At 63.7% G+C, this 21,944-nt stretch carries 16 protein-coding genes; 7 read left to right on the plus strand and 9 right to left on the minus strand.

Annotated elements, in window-relative coordinates; translation table 11 throughout:
• Nucleotides 1-226 precede the first annotated feature (226 nt).
• Nucleotides 227-1,801: an alkaline phosphatase D family protein gene (locus AC0L25_RS20925; RefSeq protein ID WP_473597261.1), complete on the plus strand. Its 1,575-nt coding sequence runs from the start codon at nucleotides 227-229 to the stop codon at nucleotides 1,799-1,801.
• 157 nt (nucleotides 1,802-1,958) lie between these two features.
• Here AC0L25_RS20925 and AC0L25_RS20930 read toward each other — a convergent pair whose 3' ends face one another.
• Entirely contained in the window at nucleotides 1,959-2,240 is a 282-nt protein-coding gene (locus AC0L25_RS20930) for a hypothetical protein (protein WP_473597262.1), read from the minus strand.
• 200 nt (nucleotides 2,241-2,440) lie between these two features.
• Between AC0L25_RS20930 and typA the strand changes: the two genes are divergently transcribed.
• Complete coding sequence (gene typA, locus AC0L25_RS20935; protein WP_473597263.1) at nucleotides 2,441-4,270, plus strand: translational GTPase TypA; 1,830 nt, start codon at nucleotides 2,441-2,443, stop codon at nucleotides 4,268-4,270.
• 59 nt (nucleotides 4,271-4,329) lie between these two features.
• Here the strand turns inward: typA and AC0L25_RS20940 are convergent, their stop codons facing one another.
• Entirely contained in the window at nucleotides 4,330-4,956 is a 627-nt protein-coding gene (locus AC0L25_RS20940; protein WP_473597264.1) for a DUF1062 domain-containing protein, read from the minus strand.
• A 397-nt stretch (nucleotides 4,957-5,353) separates the two neighbouring features.
• On the opposite strand from AC0L25_RS20940, the gene AC0L25_RS20945 reads away from it, so the two are divergent.
• Complete coding sequence (locus AC0L25_RS20945) at nucleotides 5,354-5,968, plus strand: LysE family translocator (protein ID WP_473597265.1); 615 nt, start codon at nucleotides 5,354-5,356, stop codon at nucleotides 5,966-5,968.
• A 3-nt stretch (nucleotides 5,969-5,971) separates the two neighbouring features.
• On the opposite strand, the gene AC0L25_RS20950 is transcribed toward AC0L25_RS20945, so the two are convergent.
• The gene (locus AC0L25_RS20950; RefSeq protein ID WP_473597266.1) at nucleotides 5,972-6,295 is read right to left on the minus strand and encodes a YciI family protein; all 324 of its coding nucleotides are present in this window, start codon (nucleotides 6,293-6,295) and stop codon (nucleotides 5,972-5,974) included.
• 128 nt (nucleotides 6,296-6,423) lie between these two features.
• Nucleotides 6,424-6,987 carry a peroxidase-related enzyme gene (locus AC0L25_RS20955; protein ID WP_473597267.1) on the minus strand — a complete coding sequence of 188 codons (564 nt, stop codon included), beginning with the start codon at nucleotides 6,985-6,987 and terminating at the stop codon, nucleotides 6,424-6,426.
• Nucleotides 6,988-7,121: 134 nt separating this feature from the next.
• Here AC0L25_RS20955 and AC0L25_RS20960 point away from each other — a divergent pair, with 134 nt between their 5' ends.
• Both AC0L25_RS20960 and AC0L25_RS20965 read left to right on the plus strand, forming a co-directional pair.
• A complete protein-coding gene (locus tag AC0L25_RS20960) occupies nucleotides 7,122-11,930 on the plus strand; it encodes an NAD-glutamate dehydrogenase (protein WP_473597268.1) in 4,809 nt (1,602 codons plus the stop codon).
• A 91-nt stretch (nucleotides 11,931-12,021) separates the two neighbouring features.
• Complete coding sequence (locus AC0L25_RS20965) at nucleotides 12,022-13,401, plus strand: MFS transporter (RefSeq protein WP_473597269.1); 1,380 nt, start codon at nucleotides 12,022-12,024, stop codon at nucleotides 13,399-13,401.
• A gap of 157 nt (nucleotides 13,402-13,558) precedes the next feature.
• Here AC0L25_RS20965 and purH read toward each other — a convergent pair whose 3' ends face one another.
• From purH to htpX, 4 genes are all read right to left on the minus strand, one after another.
• Nucleotides 13,559-15,175: a bifunctional phosphoribosylaminoimidazolecarboxamide formyltransferase/IMP cyclohydrolase gene (purH, locus tag AC0L25_RS20970; protein WP_473597270.1), complete on the minus strand. Its 1,617-nt coding sequence runs from the start codon at nucleotides 15,173-15,175 to the stop codon at nucleotides 13,559-13,561.
• 66 nt (nucleotides 15,176-15,241) lie between these two features.
• Nucleotides 15,242-16,990 (minus strand): heparinase II/III family protein, encoded by a 1,749-nt coding sequence (locus AC0L25_RS20975; protein ID WP_473597271.1) that lies wholly within the window; start codon nucleotides 16,988-16,990, stop codon nucleotides 15,242-15,244.
• A gap of 139 nt (nucleotides 16,991-17,129) precedes the next feature.
• Entirely contained in the window at nucleotides 17,130-18,524 is a 1,395-nt protein-coding gene (locus tag AC0L25_RS20980) for an RsmB/NOP family class I SAM-dependent RNA methyltransferase (protein ID WP_473597272.1), read from the minus strand.
• Entirely contained in the window at nucleotides 18,515-19,522 is a 1,008-nt protein-coding gene (gene htpX / locus AC0L25_RS20985) for a zinc metalloprotease HtpX (RefSeq protein ID WP_473597273.1), read from the minus strand. The genes AC0L25_RS20980 and htpX overlap by 10 nt, the downstream gene beginning before the upstream one ends.
• Before the next feature lie 141 nt (nucleotides 19,523-19,663).
• On the opposite strand from htpX, the gene AC0L25_RS20990 reads away from it, so the two are divergent.
• Nucleotides 19,664-19,903 carry a DUF1674 domain-containing protein gene (locus AC0L25_RS20990; RefSeq protein ID WP_473597274.1) on the plus strand — a complete coding sequence of 80 codons (240 nt, stop codon included), beginning with the start codon at nucleotides 19,664-19,666 and terminating at the stop codon, nucleotides 19,901-19,903.
• Nucleotides 19,904-19,924: 21 nt separating this feature from the next.
• Here the strand turns inward: AC0L25_RS20990 and AC0L25_RS20995 are convergent, their stop codons facing one another.
• Nucleotides 19,925-20,596, minus strand: coding sequence for an HAD-IA family hydrolase (locus tag AC0L25_RS20995; protein ID WP_473597275.1), 672 nt, complete (start codon nucleotides 20,594-20,596; stop codon nucleotides 19,925-19,927).
• 174 nt (nucleotides 20,597-20,770) lie between these two features.
• Here AC0L25_RS20995 and AC0L25_RS21000 point away from each other — a divergent pair, with 174 nt between their 5' ends.
• The gene (locus AC0L25_RS21000) at nucleotides 20,771-21,640 is read left to right on the plus strand and encodes a transglutaminase-like domain-containing protein (RefSeq protein ID WP_473597276.1); all 870 of its coding nucleotides are present in this window, start codon (nucleotides 20,771-20,773) and stop codon (nucleotides 21,638-21,640) included.
• The last annotated feature ends 304 nt before the right edge of the window (nucleotides 21,641-21,944 follow it).

Consider the following 21,944-nt stretch of genomic DNA (forward strand, 5'->3'; position numbering starts at 1 on the left):
AACGGAGTCCTCCCAAGAATCCACAACCCGCCAATTGGCAAGCAATTTCCCATCTACTCAAACGCGATTCCCCTGCCCTCGAGGGGGGAGATCGGCAGCTTCGCCGACTGCGCGACCCAGCCTTCCCTCATGTCGATTGTCAGAAAACCTTCATGGTTTCGAGATGTGCCTGAAACATTGAGGCTGGACCTTGGCGGCGCCGTTCAACGCCATCCAGGAGACAGCCATGAACAAGATTTCGATGACCCGGCGCGCCTTCGTCACGTCCGTCAGCGCCGCCGGCCTCGTCGGCGTATCGGGCCTTGCGCTTCCCTATTATTCGCGCGCCAATCAGCGACCCGCCTTCACCCATGGCATCCAGTCGGGCGATGTCGACGCGACCAGCGGCGTGGTGTGGACTCGCACCGACCGCCCTTCGCGCGTGATGTTCGAAGTGTCGTCGACGGAAAATTTCGCCAACGCCGTCCGTCTTGCGCCGCTCGATACGTCGCCGGCCAGCGATTACACGGTAAAGCGGCTGCTCACCGACCTCGCCTCCGATCAGGATATCTTCTACCGCATGATCGCGGCCGATCTCGCCGACATCAATGCCGTCTCCGAGCCGATCGTCGGCCGCTTCCGCACGGCGCCGGCCTCGAAGCGCGACATTCGCTTCGCCTGGTCGGGCGATACCGCCGGCCAGGGCTGGGGCATCGACGACACCGGCATGAAAACCTATGCCACGATCGGCAAGCATACGCCCGACTTCTTCCTGCACTCCGGCGATACCATCTATGCCGACGGCGCGATGAAGGACGAGGTCGACCTGCCCGGTGGCGGCAAGTGGAAGAACAACGTCCTCATCGACGAAAAGCGCAAGGTTGCCGAGACGCTGGACGAGTACCGGGGTCAGTGGAAATACAATTTGATGGACGGACATGTGCTGGGGCTCAACGCCATCTGCCCGACCTTTTACCAGTGGGACGACCACGAGGTGGTGAACAACTGGTCGGATTCGAAAGACCTGAGCGCCGACGACCGCTACTCGGAAAAAAACATCCATGTGCTGGCGGCACGCGCCGCACGCGCCTTCCACGAGATGACGACGATCCGCTACGAGCCATCGGAACCCGGCCGCGTCTATCGCAAGATCGCCTATGGGCCGTTGCTCGACGTGTTCTTCCTCGACATGCGTTCCTATCGCGGCGCAAATGGCCCTGGCATGCAGGATACGGTGACGCCGCAATCGCGCATCCTCGGCGAACAGCAGATGAAATGGCTGAAGCGCGAACTGGCAAACTCCAACGCGACCTGGAAAATCATCGCCGCCGACATGCCGCTCGGTCTCGTCGTCTGGAACGACGCCACCAAGAAGGCCGGCGCCGAGGCCATCAGCAATGGCGACAATGGTCCGGCCAAAGGCCGCGAGCTGGAAATTGCCGACCTCCTTCGCTATATAAAGAACGCTGGCATCACCAACACCGTCCGGCTGACCGCCGACGTCCACTACACGGCGGCGCACTACTACAATCCTGACAAGGCGCAGTTCCAGGACTTCAATCCGTTCTGGGAATTCGTTTCGGGTCCGCTCCATGCCGGCACTTATGGACCCAATACTTTCGACGTGACCTTCGGCCCGGAGCTGAAATTCATCAAGGCGCCAACCGCCGAGCAGGGGCAGAACCTGCCGCCGTCGGCCGGCCTGCAGTTCTTCGGCCTCGTCGACATCGACGGTGCCACTGAACAGATGACGGTGCGGCTGATGGATCGCGACGACAATGAACTCTACAAGGTGACGCTCGATCCGGTGCATTCGGCGTGACTGGCGCCTGTTTTCCCTCCTCCTTGTGGGGAGGGGCGGCGAGGCGGCTTCGCAAAGCGAAGCTGGCGAGACGGGTGGGGGTGAAGCGCTGACATAGGTGCCACCCCGCTCCGCTTCGCGGATCGACCCTCTCCACAAGGGGGGTAGGCCGCGATCATCAATCTGGATAGCAAACGGTCGGAATATTGGGCCAAACAGCGCTGTCGCAGTTGGCAGCCTTCTGCCTCTGCTTGAAGGCGGCACTTACCGGCCCGGTGACCACCGGGTCAACGCCGTCGGGCGCATCGGCAAACAACTGCTCCGCCGTTCGTGTGTCGGACGGCGGGGCAGGCCGTGTGTCCTTCAACGTCGCGGCCGACTGCGCCGCGCCTGCCGCAAGGAGAACGGCGAGAACACCCCATGCGAGGATTGGCCGGTATTTGATGCCCGTATTGCTCATGAAATCTGAACTGTCCCGACCGCGAAAGGTTCCGCTTTGGTTAATAATTCCATTTCACACCAAGACGCTTAAGATTTGGTGACCATGTATTTGGTGGCCCGCCTCCTCTTTCGCAATTGCGAAAAACCCTGTATGAGCCGCCCAACCGAAAGAGGCAGCGCCTTTTGGCCTGCTGCCTGCAACGCTCCCGAGACCACAACATGAAAATTCGTAATATCGCGATCATCGCGCACGTCGACCATGGAAAAACCACCCTCGTCGACCAGCTCCTGAAACAGTCCGGCTCGTTCCGCGACAACCAGCGCGTCGCCGAACGCGCCATGGATTCGAACGACTTGGAAAAGGAACGCGGCATTACCATCCTGGCCAAGGCGACCTCGGTCGACTGGAAGGACACCCGCATCAACATCGTCGACACTCCCGGCCACGCCGATTTCGGCGGTGAAGTCGAGCGCATCCTGTCGATGGTGGATTCGGCCATCGTGCTGGTCGACGCCGCCGAAGGGCCGATGCCACAGACCAAATTCGTCGTCGGCAAGGCGCTCAAGGTCGGATTGAAGCCGATCGTCGTCATTAACAAGATCGACCGGCCGGACGCCCGCCATGTCGAGGTGGTCAACGAAGTGTTCGACCTGTTTGCAGCGCTTGACGCGACCGACGAGCAGCTCGACTTCCCGATCCTTTACGGTTCAGGCCGCGACGGCTGGGTCTCGGAAAACCCCGAAGGCCCGAAGGACCAGGGCCTGGCGCCGCTGTTCGACCTCGTCATCAAGCACGTGCCGGCGCCGACCGTCCATCCCGGCCCGTTCCGGATGATCGGCACCATCCTGGAGGCCAATCCGTTCCTCGGCCGCATCATCACCGGCCGCATCGAATCCGGCACGCTGAAATCCAACCAGGCGGTCAAGGTGCTGCATCATGACGGGACGCAGGTCGAAACCGGCCGTATCTCGAAGATCCTGGCTTTCCGCGGGCTCGAGCGCCAGCCGATCGACGAGGCGCAGGCGGGCGACATCGTCGCCATTGCCGGCCTGTCGAGGGGCACCGTCGCCGACACGTTCTGCGACCCGTCGGTGACCGAACCGCTGCATGCGCAGCCGATCGATCCGCCGACCGTGACGATGTCGTTCCTCGTCAACGATAGCCCGCTGGCCGGCACCGAGGGTGACAAGGTGACCAGCCGCGTCATCCGCGACCGCCTGCTGCGCGAGGCCGAAGGCAATGTCGCGCTGAAGATCGAGGAATCGCCTGATAAGGATTCGTTCTTCGTCTCCGGCCGCGGCGAATTGCAGCTTGCCGTGCTGATCGAGACGATGCGCCGCGAAGGGTTCGAAATCGCCGTGTCGCGGCCGCGCGTCGTCATGCAGAAGGGCGAGAATGGCGAGTTGCTCGAGCCGGTCGAGGAAGTCGTCATCGACGTCGACGAGGAGCATGCCGGCGTCGTCGTGCAGAAGATGTCGGAGCGCAAGGCCGAGATGGTCGAATTGCGCCCCTCAGGCGGCAACCGCCAGCGCATCGTCTTCCACGCGCCGACGCGCGGCCTGATCGGCTACCAGTCGGAACTGTTGACCGACACGCGCGGCACCGCTGTCATGAACCGGCTGTTCCATGCCTACGAGCCTTACAAGGGCGAGCTGCCGGGCCGCACCAACGGCGTGCTGATCTCCAACGAACAGGGTGAATCGGTGGCCTATGCCATGTGGAATCTGGAAGATCGCGGTCCGATGGTCATCGATCCAGGCGTCAAGGTCTACCAGGGCATGATTATCGGCATCCATTCACGCGATAACGACCTCGAAGTGAACGTGCTGAAGGGCAAGAAGCTGACCAACATCCGCGCCGCCGGCAAGGATGAGGCGGTGAAGCTGACGCCGCCGATCCGCATGACGCTGGAACGCGCGCTGGCCTGGATCCAGGACGACGAGCTGGTCGAGGTGACGCCGAAGACCATCCGCCTGCGCAAGCTCTACCTCGACCCGAACGAGCGCAAGCGCTTTGAGAAGTCGGCGAAAGTGGTCGGCGCGGCGTAAGCCACTTTTTCTCAACGACTATGAGGGAGGGAGCACGCGCGTGTTCCCTCCCTTTTACTTTACCCGCCAGCAGCCGAGATAATGGTTTCGCGATCGGGTTCGCCAAACAGATCGATGCGGATCACCATCCCCGCTCGAGGCGGCTTGCGCAAGGTTTTGGCCCCGTCCGGACCAACGACCAGCGATCGCTTCTCTTGCCAGGCCTGAAGCCGCGATCGCGAGATGCCGAGTTCGCTGGCGAGCAACCGGTCGAGCCGCAGCGCTGTCGGCGTTTCGAACCCGAGCTGGAGTTCGAGAGCGGTGATGTTTTCCGGCCTGTCGCCGAGCACCTCCTTGTGAACGGCGGCTTCAGGAAACTCCTCGACGCGCCCGATCCTGCTTCGCAGCGCCACAACATCGAAAGCATGGCGACGCGACAGGGCCGGGTCGTTGTTTTCGAGTGCCTGCAGCAGCGCCGGCTCGATGTCGCGGCGATTGCACCGCTCCAGAATGCCGAAATTCCAGGAATTGTCGCAATCGATGCATCGGTAGATCAGCCACGCATCGATGCGTTTGCCGTTGGCGTTGACGCGGAATTTCCCGCTGCTGTGGTAAGCCTTGAGGCCGCTGCAGCGGTTGCAGTTGATCAGAGGTCGAGGTGCGGTTTTGGGCGCGATCACCCAGCGGATACGCAGCATCGAAGACATGCCGAAAAGCCCTTCCCGTCGGGAAGTTCGTCAGATCGGCGATGTCGAGATACCCATGCGGGCACGGCGTGGCGAGAGGCTGCGGTGGTCGGAAATCAGATGTCGCGGATGACTGCGCGCGACAGCGGTTCAGCAGTGCCAAACCGGTCTCGAACCGCCACCCTGAGGAACACGTGAAATGAAACAGACGTCTCGAAAAAGCGGCGCCATGCATTGTGTCGGGGGAGTTGACGAGACCGGCGGTTACGTAGGCAAAGTGAAGCTCGAAATTGTGTCGGGGCGGAAGTTCTAGTCGCGAGGTGTCGAGCCGGCAAGCCTCTTCCTTGATCGATGCTACCGCCGGTGGAACACTTGCGCTACAATTGAGCGGTCAACGTCTCAAGCAAAGATCCCGGTCATGCACTTCACCTCGCTTCTGATCTTCGCCGCCGCGCTTTTCGTCGCCGCTGGCTCGCCCGGCCCCTCGATTGCCGCTCTGGTGGCGCGGGTCATCGCAAAGGGCTTTCGCGACGTGTTCCCATTCCTGCTCGCCATGTGGATCGGCGAGGGCATCTGGCTGTCGCTGGCGGTGTTCGGGCTGGCAGTGGTGGCGCAGACCTTCCATCTCGCTTTCGTCGTGCTGAAATGGGTCGGCGTCGCCTATCTCGCCTACCTCGCCTGGAAGATGTGGACGGCCCCGGTCGAGGCGCGCGAGGGCGAGATGCCGCGCGATGAGTCGGCCGTCAAACTGTTCTTTGCCGGCATGGCGGTGACGCTCGGCAATCCCAAGATCATGATGTTCTATCTGGCGCTGCTGCCGACCATCATCGATCTCGCCTCGGTGACGGTCGTCGGCTGGGTCGAGCTGACACTGACGATGGCCGTGGTCCTGGTCGCCATCGATCTGGCCTGGGTGCTGGCGGCAGCGCAGGCGCGAAAACTGCTGAAGAGCAAGCGGGCAATGAAGATCGCCAACCGCGTCAGCGCCGGCACCATGGCCGGCGCCGCGGCGGCGATCGCGGCGCGGTCCTGAGCGTCACATCATTTCGATGATCGGCGCGATCTCGACGCTGAAACCCGGGTCCCTCAGGATAGGACAATCCTTGGCCTTGTCGACGGCGTCGTCGATGTCTCTCGCTTCGATGATAGTGTAACCGGCGGTCGGATTGCTGCCGCCATTGTTCTCGACCTTGCCGCCGGGCAGCACGGTCTTCGACATGCCGACCGGATTGCCACCGTCGACCACGGCCGAGCCAAGCTTGCCATACCAGCCGTTCCAGGCATCCATCGCTGCTTGCCGTTCGGCCTCGTCGGTCGGCATCTTGCCCGAGCCGTGATAGACATAAAGAAATTTCGCCATGTTCTCCTCCGTTGATGAGCGGCGTCGAACCGACATGCGGTCACGCCGCAGGGCGATCATCGGGCCAAACCGGCAAAGACGCAACGAGAATGCGCAAAAGCTAATGTACGGTTCTAGTGACTCGCGCCTCACCGCGCCATCGCGTGGTATTCATCGTTCGGCCGCATGTCGACCGCCGCCGCCACCCGGTTCGACATGTTGAAGAAGGCGGCGGTCGAGGCGATGTCCCAGATGTCGCGATCGGAAAAGCCAGCCTCACGCAGCGCGGCACGGTCGGTCTCGACGATCTTGCCCGGCTGCTCCGTCAGCTTCACCGCGAATTCAAGCATCGCTTTCTGTCTAGCGGAAAGCTCGGCGGCGCGAAAATTCATCACCATCATCTCGCCGAAAGCCGGATCGCCGGAAAGCTGGCGCACCGCCGCGCCATGGGCGGCGAGGCAATAGTAGCAATGGTTGATTGAGGAGACGGCGACTGCGATCATCTCACGCTCCAGCTTGGACAGGCCGGATTGGCCCAACATCAGATCATTGTACATATCGGTGAAGGCGCGCAGCTTCGTCTCGTCGAAAGCGTAGGCCAAAAGCACATTGGGAACGAGGCCGAGCTTCTCCTCGCATTTGGCGAAATAGGCTTTTGTCGCTTCGCTCAGCTCTGCGGGTGCGAGGTCAAGTGCAGTGATTTTTCCGGCCATGGGCTGTTTTTCCTTGTTCGTCGGTGATTTGCCGCCGAATTCCGACATTTCGTCGCAAGCGGTCAAATCTTTGTCGCCAATATCGGTCATCTGCTACCATAGTTATAAAACATATGACGGGAGGGACTAGCGACATGGCCGGCCTGAAATCCGCAAGCCTGTTAAAAAAGATGAGCACGGCCAAGGGCAGCGAGAAACCCGCCAGGCTTGCCGATTACCTGCTCGCCCGAGCGCCGGCCGAAGATGTTGCCGCCTATGAGGTCACCGCTCTCGAACGCGCCGCCGATCTCGCTGGACGCGCCGTCGCCAGGCACAAGAAGGGCGATTGCGTCGTCGCCATAGACGTCGATTCCGGTGTCGTCCGCCAGAGCAGGCCGATGACCGTGATCACCGTTGTCAACGACAACATGCCGTTCCTGTTCGATTCCGTCCTCGGCGAGATCACCGAGAGCGCCGGCGAACCGCTGCTGGTCACCCATCCGGTCATCGTCGTCAGGCACGGCAAGAGCGGCGTCGACGAAATCCTCGGCGATGGCGGCTTTGCCAAGGGCGATCACAGTCATGAGCGGCTGAGCGTCATCCACGTCCATATCGGCCGTCTTTCGGCCGATCAGGCCGACGCATTGGCCGAGCGGTTGAAGAAAATATTAGGCCAGGTGCGCGCCGCTGTCACCGACTGGAAGCCGATGCTGGCCCGCCTCGACCAGGCAATCTCCGAGTTCCGCTACGCTCCGGTGCCGCTCGACAAGGCCCACGTCGCTGAGGCGATCGCCTTCCTCGAATGGCTGCGCGACGACAACTTCACCTTCCTCGGCATGCGCGAGTTCAAATATACCGGCGGCGAGAAGAGCGGCATGCTGGAGCGCACCGAAAAGCCCGGCCTCGGCATCCTCTCCGATCCCGACGTGCTGGTGCTGCGGCGCGGCACCGAAGCGGTGTCGACGACGCCGGAAATCCGCGCCTTCCTGCACGGGCCGGAACCGCTGATCGTCACCAAGGCCAACGCCAAATCGACCGTACATCGCCGCATCTATCTCGATTACATCGGCGTCAAGATCTACACCGCCAAGGGCGTGCTTGCAGGCGAGTTGCGCATCGTCGGCCTGTTCACCTCGACCGCCTACACGCGCTCGGTGATGAAGATCCCTTATCTCAGGTCGAAAGCTGAAACCATCATCGCCAAATCCGGTTTCAACCCTGAAGATCACTCCGGCAAGGCACTGATCAACGTGCTGGAGAGCTATCCGCGCGACGAGCTGTTCCAGGTTCCGGTGCCGATCCTGCGCAAGCACGCTGAAGCCATTCTGGGGCTGATCGAGCGGCCGCGCGTCAGAGCGCTGGTGCGCGCCGATCAGTTCGACCGCTTCGTCTCGGTCCTCGTCTTCGTGCCGCGCGACCGCTACGACAGCGTCGTACGCGAGAAGATCGGCACCTATCTGAAGACGGTGTTCCAAGGCCGGCTGTCGGCCTACTACCCCGCCTTTCCGGAAGGCGGGCTGGCTCGTGTCCATTTCATCATCGGCCGTTCCGGCGGCAGGACGCCGAAGGTCGACCAGGCGACGATCGAGGCCGCGATCCGCGCCATCGTGCGGACCTGGGACGACATTCTGCGCGAGACCGCGGCCGAGACCGTCGCCGATGCGGCGCTCACGGCGATCGCTTCGCGCTTCTCGGGAAGCTATCGCGACAGCTTCTCGCCGGCGGAGGCGTTGGCCGATGCCGGGCGCATCGCCAAGATCAGTGCGGCCAATCCGATCGCCATCGACTACTATCGTCATGCCAACCAGGAACCGCATCAGGCGGCGCTGAAGATCTATCACCATGGCAGCCCGGTGGCGCTGTCGCGGCGGGTGCCGGTGCTGGAGAACATCGGCTTCCGCGTTATCAGCGAGCGCACCTTCGAGGTCGGGGATGAGGCTTCCGGCATGATCAATAGCGATCAGCCGGGCATGGTCTTCATCCACGACATGGAACTCGAAAACAGCTACGGCAAGCCGATCGACCTTGGCGACCGCGGCGCGCTGTTCGAGGACGCGTTCCTTTCCGTCTGGCGCGGCGACATCGACAATGACGGCTATAACGGCCTTGCCCAGACCGCCGGCCTGTGGTCGAGCGAGGTCACCATCCTGCGCGCCTATGGGCGCTATCTGCAGCAGGCCGGGATCCCGCAGAGCCAGGATTTCATTGCCGCCGCACTCAACCGCTATCCGGAGATCGCGCGTGGCCTGCATGAGCTGTTCGTCGCCCGCCTCGGGCCGACGGCGGAGACGGAAGGGGTGGTCGCGGCCAAGCACCTCAAGGCCAAGATCAGGGATGCGTTGGAAGAGGTTCCCAACATCGATGACGACACCATCATCCGTCGTTACCTCAACCTGATCGAAGCCTCGCTGCGCACCAATCATTTCGTCACCGATACGAAGGAGAAGGGCCAGTCGCTTGCGATCAAGCTCGACTCGCAAGCGGTCGACGGCCTGCCGGCGCCGCGGCCGTGGCGGGAGATCTTCGTCTACGGTTCCGAGGTCGAGGGCGTGCATCTGCGCTTCGGCCCGGTCGCCCGCGGCGGCCTGCGCTGGTCGGACCGCGCCCAGGACTACCGCACCGAGGTGCTCGGCTTGGTCAAGGCGCAGCAGGTCAAGAATGCGGTGATCGTGCCGGTCGGCGCCAAGGGCGGCTTCTATCCGAAGAAGCTGCCGATGGGCAGCGGCCGTGACGCCATCTTCGAAGCCGGCGCGTCCGCCTACAAGAATTACGTCTCCAGCCTGCTGTCGATCACCGACAATATTGGCCTGGACGGCGTCATTCCGCCAGCCGGTGTGATCAGGCGTGACCAGGACGATCCCTATTTCGTCGTCGCCGCCGACAAGGGCACGGCGACCTTTTCCGACACGGCCAACGCCATCAGCGAGAAGCATGGCTTCTGGCTCGACGACGCCTTCGCCAGTGGCGGCTCGGCCGGCTACGACCACAAGAAGATGGGCATCACCGCCAAGGGCGCCTGGGAAGCAGTCAAGCGGCATTTCCGCGAGATGAACCGCGACATCCAGACCTCGCCCTTCAGCGTCGTTGGCGTTGGCGACATGTCGGGCGACGTGTTCGGCAACGGCATGCTCCTGTCCGAGCAGACCCGGCTGATCGCCGCCTTCGACCATCGCGACATCTTCATCGATCCCGCTCCCGACATGGTGGCTTCGATGGCCGAGCGCCGGCGCATGTTCGCCCTCGCCCGTTCGAGCTGGCAGGACTATGACAAGACGAAACTGTCCGAAGGCGGCATCATCGTCTCGCGCAGCCAGAAATCGATCACGCTGCCGCCGGCCGCGGCCGCCGCGATCGGCCTCGGCAAGACGACCGCCTCGCCGGTCGAGATCATGAGCGCCATTCTCAAGGCGCCGGTCGACCTTTTATGGTTCGGCGGCATCGGCACATATCTGAGGGCATCGACGGAAACCAACCAGGATGTCGGCGATCGCGCCAATGATGCTATTCGGGTGACCGCGCTCGAAGTGCGCGCCAAGGTCATCGGCGAGGGCGCCAATCTCGGCGCGACGCAGCGGGCCCGCATCGAGTTCGGGCTGAATGGCGGGCGCTGCAATTCCGACGCCATCGACAATTCGGGCGGCGTCAATTGCTCGGACGTCGAGGTCAACATCAAGATCGCGCTGGCTTCCGCCATGCGCAAGGGGGCGCTGACCCGCCCAGCACGCAACAAGCTTCTTGCCGAGATGACCGACGAGGTGAGCGCGCTGGTGCTGTCCAACAATTACGAGCAGACGCTGGCGCTGTCGCTTGCCCGCAAGCGCGGCCTTGCCGACATCGCCCATCAGAGCCGTTTCATGGCAGCGCTCGAGGCGCGCGGCCTGCTCGACCGCAATGTCGAAGCTCTGCCGTCGCCGACAGCCCTTGCCGAGCGCGAGGCGCGCGGAGAGCCGTTGACCAGGGCCGAGCTCGGCGTGCTGTTGGCCTATGCCAAGATCGTGCTGTTTTCCGATATCGTCGCCAGCGACGTGCCGGACGATCCGCATTTCGACCGTGACCTGATGGGCTATTTTCCGGACCGGATGGCGATGAAATACGCGGCCGAGATCCATGGCCATCGCCTGCGCCGAGAAATCATCGCCCGTGTCGTCGCCAACGATCTGGTCAATCGCGGCGGCCCATCCTTCGTCAACAGGCTGCAGGAAGCGACCGGCCGCAGTGCGGCCGACGTGGTCCGGACCTTCGCCGTGGTGCGCGACGGCTTCGGGATGCCGGCGCTCTATCGCCAGATCGACGCTCTCGACAACCAGATCGACGGACAGGTGCAGCTCGACCTCTATCAGTCTGTTAGCCGGCTTATCTATGTGACCAGCGGCTGGTATCTCAAGAACGATACCAGCACCGCACCGCTCGGCCAACGGATCGCCGGGTTGCAGGACGCGCGCAAGGCACTGGAGCCAAAGCTGGTTTCGCTGCTGCCGGCCTTCTCGCGCGAGCGGATCGAGGAGCGGCGGCATGGTCTGGCCAAGGGCGGTGCGCCCGAAAGGCTGGCCGAACAGCTGGCGCTGACCGATGTGGCGGGCGTCGTCCCTGACATCGCGCTGACGGCCCGAACGGCGAACGCCGACATTGTCGTCGCTGCGCAGGCGTTTTTCGCGGTCAGCGATGCGTTCCGCATTCCGCGCGTCGAGGATGCGGCGCGCTCGATCGCGCCGTCCGACTACTATGATCAATTGGCGCTTTCCCGCGCCACCGACATGATCGGCGCGGCCAGGCGCGGCATCGCGGTGGCGGCGCTCACTAGCCATTCCGAGGCGACGGAGCCGGTGGCGGCATGGCTGGAGGCTGGCGGCGAGAGGGTCGGGCGCATCCGCGAGCGGCTGCAGGCGCTGACCGAGGGCGGCGAAATCACCGTGTCGCGGCTGTCGGTGGCGTCGGGGCTGATCAGCGACCTGACGGCGCTGTGATAAGTCTTCCAAATCGCGCGCGATTGCCGGCAAGAACTGCGCTATAGAGCGAACGGCACCCTGGTTCTGGGCGCCGTTCGTGGGAGGGGATATGGCCGAAATAGCAGTGCAGCGGACATCACAACGCGGCATCTGGGGGTGGATGCTGTTCGACTGGGCGGCACAGCCGTTCTTCACGGTCATCACCACTTTCATCTTCGGGCCCTACTTCGTCTCGCGCATGGCGAGTGATCCGGAAACGGGCCAGGCGGCATGGGGTTACGGCATCGCCGCGGCGGGTCTGGCGATCGCCGTGCTGTCACCGATCCTCGGCTCGATCGCCGACCAGACCGGCCCGCGAAAACCGTGGATCGCACTCTTCGCCGCGATCAAGATCACCAGTCTTTCCCTACTGTGGTTCGCTGCTCCCGGTTCGAACCTTTTCCTGGTCGTGCTGTTCTTCTCGCTGGCCTCGGTCGCGGCGGAATTCTCGACCGTCTTCAACGATTCGATGATGCCGCGTCTGGTGCCGAAGAGCGAAATCGGCCGAATCTCGAATATGGCCTGGGGTCTGGGCTATCTCGGCGGCATGATTGCTCTAATCTTCGTCGTCGCCTTCATGGCCAGTTCACCGGAAACCGGCAAGACCATCGTCGGCCTCGACCCGGTCCTCGGGCTCGATCCGAAACTCGGCGAGGACGCACGGGCGACCGGACCCCTGTCAGCGGCCTGGTATTTCCTGTTCATCCTGCCAATGTTCTTTTTCACACCGGATGCCGCGAAGGGCATTCCCCTTCGACCGGCGGTGCGCGAGGGGCTGTCGGAACTGAAATCGACGCTGGGCGAAATACGCAAGCGCAGCGGCATCTTCCGCTTTCTCGTCGCCCGCATGATCTACCAGGATGGCGTCAATGCGTTGCTTGCGCTGGGCGGTGCCTTTGCGGCGGCGATGTTCCACTGGTCGATCACCGAGATCGGCCTGTTCGGCATCATCCTCAACGTCGTCGCCATCGTCGGCTGCCTGGTTGCCGCACGCCTCGACGTGGCGCTTGGCTCCAAGACCATAGTGATGATTTCGCTTGTCCTGCTTAGCATCGCCACGATCGGCATCGTCTCGACCGGGCCGGGCTACACGCTGTTCGGTGCCTGGATGATGCCCGGAGCCGATAGCGGCGGCTTGTTCGGTACACCGGCGGAAAAAGCCTACATCTTTTTCGGTCTGCTGATCGGGCTTGCCTTCGGGCCGGTGCAGGCATCGTCGCGCTCCTACATGGCGCGCAGCGTCACCGCTGCCGAATCAGGCCGCTATTTCGGCATCTATGCATTGGCCGGGAGGGCGACCAGTTTTGCCGCGCCATTCATGGTGGCCACGATCACCTTGGCCAGCGGCTCGTCGCGGCTAGGCATGGCGGCAATCGTGCTGTTCCTCGGCGTCGGCCTGGCGATCCTGGTCCGCACGCCGTATCCAGCGGACAACCGGCTGGCGGAGTGAGAGACGTTCGATAATTCTACTCCGCCGGCCGCCTGACGCGATTTTCTGCGCTTCCGGTGCTCACGGACTCAATGTCCGCTCCGCTCCGGTTCTCGAAAACCACGCCATCCGACTCAGCGGAGCGAATTCTCAGAACGCCTCTACACCGGCATAGCAATCAATGCCGGAAATGCCTGACGCCGGTAAAGACCATGGCGATGCCGTGCTCGTCGGCAGCGGCGATGACATCGTCGTCGCGCATCGAACCGCCCGGCTGGATGACGGCGGTGGCGCCGGCCTCGATCGCAGACAGCAGCCCGTCGGCGAATGGGAAAAAGGCATCCGAGGCGACGACAGAATTTTTGGTCAGCGGTTCGGCCTGGCCGGCAGCTTCGGCGGCGTCAAGCGCCTTGCGCGCGGCGATGCGCGAGGAATCGACCCGGCTCATCTGGCCGGCGCCGATGCCGACGGTGGCACCGTCTTTGACATAGACGATGGCGTTCGACTTGACGTGCTTTGCGACGCGGAAAGCGAATTTGAGATCGGCCATCTCGGCCGGCGTTGGCGCGCGCCTGGTCACCACTTTCAGGTCGAGGTCATCGATCACCGCATTGTCGCGGCCCTGGACGAGCAACCCGCCGGAAACGGATTTCACGATGGAGCCGGCCGAGCGCGGATCGGGCAGGCCGCCGGTGACAAGCAAGCGCAGATTCTTCTTGGCGGCGACGATGCGGATTGCTTCTTCCGAGGCGCCCGGCGCGATGATGACCTCGGTGAAGGTTTTGACGATCTCTTCGGCGGCCTCGGCATCGAGGGTACGGTTCATCGCGACAATGCCGCCAAAGGCCGAGACCGGATCGCAGGCAAGCGCCTTGGCGTAGGCCGCCTTCAGCGAAGCGCCCTCGGCGACGCCGCACGGGTTGGCATGCTTGATGATGGCGACGGTGGCGGAGCGGGCCGGATCGAACTCGCCGACCAGTTCGAAGGCGGCGTCGGTATCGTTGATGTTGTTGTAGGAAAGCTGCTTGCCCTGAAGCTGGCGCGCCGTCGCGACGCCTGGCCGCTTGTCGCCGTCGACGTAGAAGCCGGCGCTCTGGTGCGGATTCTCGCCGTAGCGCATCACCTGGTCCAGCCTGCCGCCGAAGGCGCGCCAGGTGGGATGCTCGATCTCGAGCGCTTCGGCGAACCAGCCGGAGATAGCCGCATCATAGCTGGCGGTGCGGGCGAACGCCTTGGCCGCCAGCTTCTTGCGGAAATCCAGCGAGAGCGAGCCGAAATTCATCTCCAATGCGTTGATCACCGAGGCATAGTCCTCGGGATCGGTGACGATGGCGACATATGCGTAGTTCTTGGCCGAGGCGCGGATCATCGCCGGGCCGCCTATGTCGATGTTCTCAACGATCGAGGCGTAAGCGGCGCCGGAGCGGCGGACATCCTCGAAAGGGTAGAGATTGGAGACGACGAGATCGATCGGCTCGATGCCATGATCGCGCATCGCCGCGGCGTGTTCGGGATCATCGCGCAGGCCGAGCAGCGCCCCGTGCACGGACGGATGCAGCGTCTTGACGCGGCCGTCCATGATCTCGGGAAAGCCGGTAAGGTCGGAGACGTCGCGCACGGCCATGCCTGCCTCGGCGATCGCCTTTGCCGTGCCGCCGGTGGAGACCAGCTCGACGCCGGCCGCGGCCAGCGCCTTGGCGAAATCGATGAGTCCGGTCTTGTCGAAAACGGAAAGCAGTGCGCGGCGAACGGGAACGAGGTCGGGCGCGGGAATGTTCTTGGCGGCGACGGCCATGGGCTGGCGGCCTTTCACGGCTGGTTGGGAAAGTGTCCGCGCGCCGTAGCACATGAGGCCTGGAAATCAAACTGCGAGGCTAGCCGCAGTCTCAGCTTTTTGCCGGAGGACGGCGATCGCCGTTCGCGTCAGTTGCCAATGGACTTCGGAAACCTCCGATGCCTTGAAGGCCAGCACGATCTGCCGGCTGCGGCGCGGGCCGCCAAGACCGGCGAAATAAATCGATTCCTCGACCTCGGGCGTCACCTCGGTGCAGGTGAACACCCATGTGTCGGCCTGATCGGCGGTCAGCACCAGGCGACCGTGCTCGTCCTGGAGCAGGCCTATGTCGGGATGGATGTGGAAGCGTACCGTGACGAAATCTCGGCCGTTGTTGCGGATGGCCGCGCCGCCCGGCCGCAGAATGCGATCCCTGCCGGCGAGCACATTGCCGTTCGTCGACAATTTCAGTTCGCGCTCATGCAGGAAGCCGAAGCGCGCGACATAGCCGTCGTGGCGAGCCAGAAAACCCTGGCTGCCTTGCTGGTCGGTGCGCTTGCAAGGCACATGCTGCGGGCCGCCGATCAACGGCGTGCCGAGCAAATCGTTGACGCGCAGCGAGTGGCTGAAACGCGCCGACGAGGTGTCGTTGATGGTGGCGGTCGAATGGGCCGCCGTGGCGCGGGCAAGCGGCCGGAATTCGGCGGCGCCATAGGTGTCCACGCCGGCGTTGACGACATAGTGCTGGCGGCCGGAAGACAGCTCGAAGGCCAGGCATCCGGCGTGCGCCGCGTTGGAAACATCGATGGGCGGCGGCGGACCGGTATCGGCGATCACGGTGACGCCGCCCATGGAGAGGCGCTCGTAGCCCGAATGCGGTGCGTGCAGCAACGGCGCGCCGGCGGTGTCGTCGTGGCGCAGAATGGTGGCGATGCGGTCGTGGATAGTCGCTCCCATGCCGTTGAAGCGGGCGAGGCTGCCGTTCTGGTGGCGAAAGAAGCGCAGCGCCGGCAGCATACGGTCGATGGCGCCCATCAGCGCCGCCGGCGGCGTTTCGGCTTGATTCGCATAAGTCTGGCGCAGCGGCAGAAGGTCGGCGAGGATTTCAAGCACGGCCATCGGATTGCGGGAAATATGGCCGCCATCCGGCAGAATCTGGCGGTCGAGCTCCTCGGCGAGGTTGCGAGTCGCACCGCGCAGCGCCGATGCCGGCGCCGGCAGTGACAGAGCCGCAAAGGCAAGCGCGATGCGGGCGCGCAGCCTGTCCTTGCCGTCCGGCATCTCGCGTGCCATCGCCCGGAGATAGCGGATCTGCATGGCCAGCGATTTCAGGAAGGCCCGGTAGAAGGGAAATTCAGCACCCTGCAGCACCACCGAGGAATGCTGCAGCCAGGCAATGACGCGCTTGGCCGTCGTGCCGGGCTCCCAGGCGACACCGGAAATGTTGCTGCCGTGCATGACGATCCAGTCGGAGACCAGCGCGCGGGCATTGGCGGCGGCAAGCTCGGTGCCGGCGGCGCGCATATGGCGCAGCCAGCGAAAGCCGTGCAGGGCCTTTTGCCAGCCTGGATTGGCCACGGCGATCTGGAAGGGCGACTTGCCGCCGGTCTCGACCAGATGTCCCGACAGCGGATAGCGACCATAATAGATCTCGAGCGCAATCTGCGGGTCGGCCAGGCGCAGGTCCGGCGGAGCGATCAACACGCGTTCCGGTGTGCGGCCGGAGTAGCGCCAGCGATAGATAGGCCCGGCACGCAGGCGCCGGCGCGTCTTGCGCCAGAACTCCTTCGCGACAAGCGTCCATAGACGCGTCGTGCTGCCGGCAGCGATCGCCAAAAGCCCTCCTGATACCCCTCAACCCGAAGACAAGTTATATGGTTCAAGAACTTATGCGAAGGCGAATTCCATGGAGGCCTTGGCGTTCAGCCTGTTTTTCCGCAGGATTCTTCCTAAAATGGTCTTTAAATTCTCAGCGTTAGCCGGCTCTGCGCATGCGGGCGGCGAAGAAGCCGTCCAGGCCGGACCGTTCCGGTGAGCCGAGCTCGAGATCGGCGGGCGTGGTGCGCAACGTGCCTTGCGGGGTCAGGAAGGGATCGATGCCGGCGATCTCGCCCGGGCGGAGCGGATCGTCGACGATATCAGCTGTTCCGGCGAGGAAGGCGCGGTGAAGCGCCTCGCCTTCGAGCGGGTCGAGCGAACAGTTGGAAAAGACGATGCGGCCGCCGGGCCTGACCAGGGTGACGGCGCGGGCGAGCAGCCTCCGTTGCAGATCGGCGAGTTTTTCGACGTCGGCAGCTGTCTTCGTCCAGGGCACGTCGGGATGCCGTCGAACCGTGCCGGTCGAAGAGCAGGGCGCATCGAGGAGGACGGCGTCGAACAGTTCTGCCGGCTCGTATTTGAGCAGATCGGCCTGGACGATCTCCGCGGACAGACCAAGCCGTTCGAGATTCTGCGACAGCCGCGCCAACCGATTCTTCGATGTATCGACGGCGGTTACATTGGCGCCGCCGAGAATGAGCTGAGCGGTCTTGCCGCCAGGGGCGGCACAGAGATCGGCGACGCGCAAACCCCTGATGTCGCCGAAGAGCCGGGCCGGAAGGCTGGCGGCGGCATCCTGAACCCACCAGGCGCCGTCTTCGAAGCCGGGCAGCTCGGTGACGGAGGCGCTGAGCTTTTCCACCCGCACCGTGCCGGTCGGCAGCACGATGCCGCCGAGCCGCTCGGCCCACAGCGCGGGATCGGACTTGACGGTGAAGTCGACCGGCGCCTCATACCTGTGGGCGGCGAGGATTTGCCTGGCCTTATCGGCGCCATAGGCAGCTTTCAGCCGGTCGGAAAACCATTTCGGCGCTTCGTCGGTGGCAGCAAGCGCCGCAGCCAACTCGGCCTGCTTGGACCGCGCCAGCGTGCGCAGCACGCCGTTGACGAGACCGGAGAAGCGCACTGTGCGCGGATCGGACTTGGCGTGGGTCACGGCAAGGTCGACGGCGGCGCTGTCGGGAATGTCGAGGAACAGGATCTGTGCCGCCGCCACATGCAGAATATGCGAAAGCGCAGTGGCATTGGGCGGCAGCGGCTTTTCCAGGCGACGGGCCAGCAGCCCTGATATGGTCATGCGGAAGCGCAGCGCAGTGACCAGTATGGCGCGCACCAGCGCCCGGTCGCGTAGGTCGAGCGCCTTGTATTGCGGATGGCCGTTCTCGTGGTCGGTCAGCCCGTCGAGCGGCGTCCTCGCATCGATGACGGCGGCAAGCAGCCGTGCCGCGGCCTTGCGCGCGGCGAGGCCGGCGACGGGCTCGCCGGGGCTCGCTGCATTGTTTTCATGATCGCCTGAAATTCGGTGCCGGCGTTTCGCGTCGCTCACGACCACGGGCCTTTGGGTCCGGTCGGATTGCGGCCCCAGGGATTGGATTTCGGCCTAACCGGTTCAGTCGGCTGCTCAGCTGCCTTCTCCCACGGGCCCGACGGGCGCTGCACGTTCGCCTGCCGCGACATCGGGGCCTGCCGCTGAGCGGGGGCGGATGTCATGTCCCGCGCCATCGCCTGCAGGGCCGCGATGCGATTGTCGGTGTTCGGGTGGGTGGAAAACAGGCTGTCCATGCGCTCGCCGGAAAGAGGATTGATGATGAAGAGGTGGGCGGTCGCCGGATTGCGCTCTGCATCCGGGTTGCGGATGCGTTCGGCGCCACGGGCGATCTTGTCAAGGGCCGAGGCAAGCCAAAGCGGCTGTCCACAGATCTCGGCGCCGCGCCGGTCGGCCTCGTATTCGCGGGTGCGGCTGATCGCCATCTGCACGATCATCGCGGCAAACGGCGCCACGATCATCGCCACCAGCACGCCAATAATGCCGAAGGAATTGTTGTTGTCGCGGTTGCCGCCGAAAAAGAACGCAAAATTGCCGAGCATCGAGATCGCGCCGGCAAGCGTGGCGACGATCGTCATGGTCAGTGTGTCGCGGTGCTGCACATGGGCGAGCTCGTGCGCCATGACAGCCGCGACCTCCTCATGCGACAGTTGCTGCAACAGTCCGGTGGTGGCGGCGACCGCGGCGTTCTGCGGGTTGCGACCGGTGGCGAAAGCGTTGGGCTGCGGGTTGTCGATCAGATAGGTTTTCGGCATCGGCAGGCCGGCCTGTCTGGCGAGGCTCTGCACGATGGCGTAATATTCCGGCGCGTTCCTTTCGTCGACCTCGACGGCGCGGTTCATCGACAGCACCATCTTGTCGGCATTCCAATAGCTGAACAGGTTCATAGCGGCGGCAATCAGAAAGGCGATCACCATGCCGCCCGATCCGCCGATCAGATAGCCGACGCCCATGAACAGCGCGGTCATCGCGGCCAAAAGCATGGCGGTGCGAAGTGTGTTCATCGTCTGCTCCCGTTTCTGCCGGCCCTGCGTAAAAGGGGTCGATCGCTATCGGCTCATCGCTATATGATGGGAACCATGCGGCCCTGTTTCAATTGGGGCCGGTTTCAAATGGGGCCAGTTTCAATCCGCCGGGAATATCGGATGATCGACGAAACCAATAAAACAGCTGAAACCAGCAATACAAACGCCGGCCCGGGTCACGACGCGCCGCAAAAGACGCTGACGCCGGCAGCCCGCCGCGCTTTGGCGGAGGCGGAAGCACGGCGCGAACACTATCGCCAGCAGGAAGCCGCGATGCCCCGGGAGATCGGCGGGCGTGGCGGCAAGGAACCCGGCCGCTATGGCGACTGGGAGGTGAAAGGCCTGACCAGCGATTTTTAGGCACGACCGGGTACCGGAGGGTCAGCAGACCTCGGCGGTGCGCTCCGGCTCAATGGCGATCCAGCCGCGGTCGTCAACAGCAATGCCGATCGCGTCATAACCGGCGATCGCAGCATGCGGCGTTTGCAACGGATGCTGGTGCGTGGCGCTGATCACCACGACCGCAGCTCCTGCGGCCTCGGCCGCCGATATGCCGGCGGGCGCATCTTCGAAAACGAGACAGTCGCGCGCATCCACGCCCAACAGCTCGGCCGCGAGCCGGAAGCAATCGGGCGCCGGCTTGCCGCGGGAAACGTCCTCCGCCGCAACAAGGACGGTGGGAAGCGGGATGCCTGCGGCCGCGATGCGCAGGAGAGCCAGCTCGCGCGGCGCGGAAGTGACGATGGCCCAGCGCTCGGGCGGCAGCGACGCCAGAAACGCCGCGGCGCCGGCGATCGGAAGGATGCCCTCGATATCGGCCGCCTCGGCCTGCAGAAGCGCATCGGCCTCGCGCATCGGATCGACGCCTGGAAGCGCCAGCCGAGCGATGGTCTCGATCGCCCGCACGCCGTGGATCGTCGGCAGGAATGCGGCAACGTCGAGACCTTGCCGGCGTGCCCAATCTGCCCAGACCCTTTCTGCGGCGGCAATCGAATTGACCACTGTGCCATCCATGTCGAACAGGAAGGCTGCGAATTTCTTGCCTGCGAACATCTGCTATCCCGGGAGGTTGTTTCGGAGGGACCAAAAGCCTGTCGATCGACCCTAACGTCGTGTCGGCTGCATGGGAAGGCGCGAGATCGCCTTTTAGATAATACCAGGGAACCACGGCGAGCCGCTCGCGTTGACCGAACTGTCTTCCACGATGCTCAAAAAGGGGGAACCGCGATGCTGATTCGGCTCGGCTACGAAATCGCCATCGACTGTGCTGAAGCCACCCCGGTGATTTCGCTGCTCGAGATCCACAGGGACCGCCAGGCCGACATAAAACGGCAGACGCGCGTGCTGACCTCGCCTTCCGTGCCAACCCGGCTCTATCACGATCTCTATGGTAACACCTGCCGCCGCTTCACGGCGCCTTGCGGCGGCTTTCGCATTCTTTACGACGCCGTCGTCGAGGACAGCGGCGAGACCGACGAGGTCAATCCGCTGGCCAGGCAAGTGCCGGTGGCGGAGTTGCCCGACGACGTGCTCTGCTATCTGCTCGGCAGTCGCTATTGCGAGACCGATCATCTCAGCGATCTGGCCTGGCAGGTTTTCGGGCCTGTTCCATCCGGCTGGGCGCGGGTGCAGGCGATCGTCGACTATGTCCACAACCGCCTGTCGTTCGGCTACGGCTATGCGCGCCCAACCCGCACGGCGGCGCAGGCGCATGAAGAGCGCGTCGGGGTGTGCCGCGACTTCGCTCATCTGGCGATCACGCTCTGCCGCTGCATGAACATCCCCGCCCGCTACGTGAACGGTTATCTCGGCGACATCGGCGTCCCGGTCGACCCGGCGCCGATGGATTTTTCGGCGTGGCTGGAAGTGTTCCTCGACGGCAAATGGTACGCGTTCGACCCCCGCCACAACGTGCCGAGGATCGGCCGCGTCGTCATCGCGCGCGGTCGCGACGCGACCGACGTGCCACTGCTGCACAGTTTCGGCCCGCACCGGCTCAGCCTGTTCAAGGTCTGGACCTACGAACAGGAAAGCAACCTGTTCAACCCGCCCCACCGCGGCGTCGACAAGACCGCCAACGCGCGGATGCTGGCATAGAAGCGCAAGCGCGAACGGCGTGCGTCCCATTCTAACCGTCGTCTGAGCTGTGGCCGTCCATTGAGGTCGGATACGCCTGATCCGCTTCGGCACAGCCCGCCTGTGCCGGATCGGGATCGAGTTTTGTGCACCACGGCAGATGGCGGGATCATGGTAAGCGCTTTCGTAAAGGAAACTGCCGCAGCGGCTTCTCGTTTACCGGTTGTTCACCTTGCTCCATTTCGAAACCAAGCAAAAACAATGGTTTGACGACGAGCCGCCGGCTTTTGGTGCGTTGACGACGCCGTCCGGCCGGAATCCTGCA

The sequence above is a fragment of the Mesorhizobium sp. WSM4813 genome (genome assembly GCF_055811555.1).